This is a genomic window from Streptomyces alkaliterrae (genome assembly GCF_007097205.2).
In the GTDB taxonomy this organism is placed as follows: domain Bacteria; phylum Actinomycetota; class Actinomycetes; order Streptomycetales; family Streptomycetaceae; genus Streptomyces; species Streptomyces alkaliterrae.
The window spans coordinates 1-1,728 of record NZ_VJYK02000546.1; the positions used below are offsets into that span (position 1 = coordinate 1).

The 1,728-nt window shown below is 72.3% G+C and carries 4 protein-coding genes; all 4 read left to right on the plus strand.

Annotated elements, in window-relative coordinates; all coding sequences use genetic code 11:
• Positions 1-25 precede the first annotated feature (25 nt).
• A complete protein-coding gene (locus tag FNX44_RS30140) occupies positions 26-211 on the plus strand; it encodes a hypothetical protein (RefSeq protein ID WP_143651523.1) in 186 nt (61 codons plus the stop codon).
• Positions 212-229: 18 nt separating this feature from the next.
• On the plus strand, positions 230-634 hold the full coding sequence (locus FNX44_RS26595) for a hypothetical protein (protein WP_143651524.1): 405 nt from the start codon (positions 230-232) through the stop codon (positions 632-634).
• A gap of 47 nt (positions 635-681) precedes the next feature.
• Entirely contained in the window at positions 682-1,233 is a 552-nt protein-coding gene (locus tag FNX44_RS26600) for an RNA 2'-phosphotransferase (RefSeq protein ID WP_143651525.1), read from the plus strand.
• Between the two features lie 11 nt (positions 1,234-1,244).
• On the plus strand, positions 1,245-1,728 hold a 484-nt coding region (locus FNX44_RS26605; protein WP_323369682.1), incomplete at its 3' end, for a GNAT family N-acetyltransferase.

The window sequence follows — 1,728 nt, forward strand, 5'->3', positions numbered from 1 at the left end:
CGCGTAAGATCGTAGGCAGCGTCAGATGTTTATAAGAGACAGCTCCGACGGCGGCACGACCCCACCCGAACTGGAAGCAAGACTCACGGCCTTCGTCGCCGCCGCCACGGAACGCGAGGTGCACGCCCGCACCCTCGACCGCCTCACCGGCACCCACACCACCGCCGCCGAGGCCGCCACCCACGAGACCGGCCAGAACAGTCACATGTAGCCCACATATAGTCACACCATGCGCTCAGCCTCGACCGCCGCCCTCACCGCGGCCCTCTGGTACGCCGCCCTCCCCGTGCTGACGTACGCCTACCTCACCCGCGACGTGACGATGGCGTTGTTCTTCGTGGTGACCGCCGTGCTGCTGGCGGTCGGCGGTGTGCTGCTGCGCCGGGAGATGCCCGTCGGGACGAAGGTCGCCACCGTCGGTTGCGCGCTCAGCCTCGCCGTCTCGGTCCTGCTCGCTTTCCGCTTCGTCTCGATGTTCACCAACGAGCCGGAGGCGTGGGTGGAGGGCCAGTCAGCCTCCGACCTGGTCGGCCTTGTCGCCGTCGTCGTCGGCTACGTGCTCGGCGCCGCCGCCCCCGCCGCCCTCGTCCTCCGCCGGCTGCACCGCACCCCGCTGCGCCGCCAACCCACCTGACCCAAAACCCCTTTGGCCCACTCGCCACCGGCGGCATGCTGGCCGTCATGGACGAACAACGCCTGACGCGCGTCTCCAAGTACCTCTCGCGCCACCTCCGGCACCGGCCGGAGGGGATAGGCATCCTGCTGGACGAGCACGGCTGGGTCGCCGTCCCCGTACTGCTGCGCGCCGCCGCGCGGCACGGCTTCCCTATCGACCGCGCGGAGCTCGAAACCGTCGTCACCGCCAACGACAAGCAGCGCTTCGCCCTGGATCGGGACGCCGACCGGATTCGCGCCCAACAGGGGCACTCCGTGCCGGTCGACCTCGGCCTACCGCCCCGCGAACCACCGGACTTCCTCTTCCACGGCACGGTCGGCCGCTTCCTCCCGGCGATCCGCCGCGAGGGGCTGCGCCCGATGCGCCGGCACGCGGTGCATCTGTCCACGGACCGGGACACCGCACTCCGGGTGGGGGCGCGGCGTGGCAGACCGGTGGTGCTGACGATACGTTCGGGGGAGATGCACCGCGACGGACATGTGTTCCGGTTGAGCGGGAACGGCGTGTGGCTGGTGACGGCCGTTCCCCCGAGGTACGTCGCCGGTGGTAGGAGCTGACAGGGGGAGCTGTGGAGCTGCGGCGGCTTGACGAGGATCTGCTGGGCGCGTTGTTGGAGACGGCGGTCAGGGACGCCGAGCCCGCCGAGGTGATGCCGCCGGTGGCAGGGCCGCCCGGCTGGACCCGGCAGCGTCGCGAGGCGTTCCTGCGCTTCCACCGCGAGCGCCCCCGCGCCCGCCCGAAGGAGCGGGTGTTCGCGGTGGTGGTGGACGGCGCCGTGGTCGGCGCGGCGCGGCTCGACCCCGTCGCGGACGAGCCGGGGGCGGTGGAGATCGGTGTCTGGCTGGGCCGCTCGGTGCGCGGCCGCGGTCTGGCGTCGCTGCTCCTGGAGGAGCTGGTCGAGCAGGCCCGGGGGATGGGCGCCCGCCACCTGGTGGCCAGCACCACCGTGAGCAACCCGGCCGCCCGACGCGCGCTGGCCTCGCTCGGCGCGGACATGACGCAGATCGGCGACACCACCGTCACCGCGCACCTCCTCCTCACCCCCGCCGCCC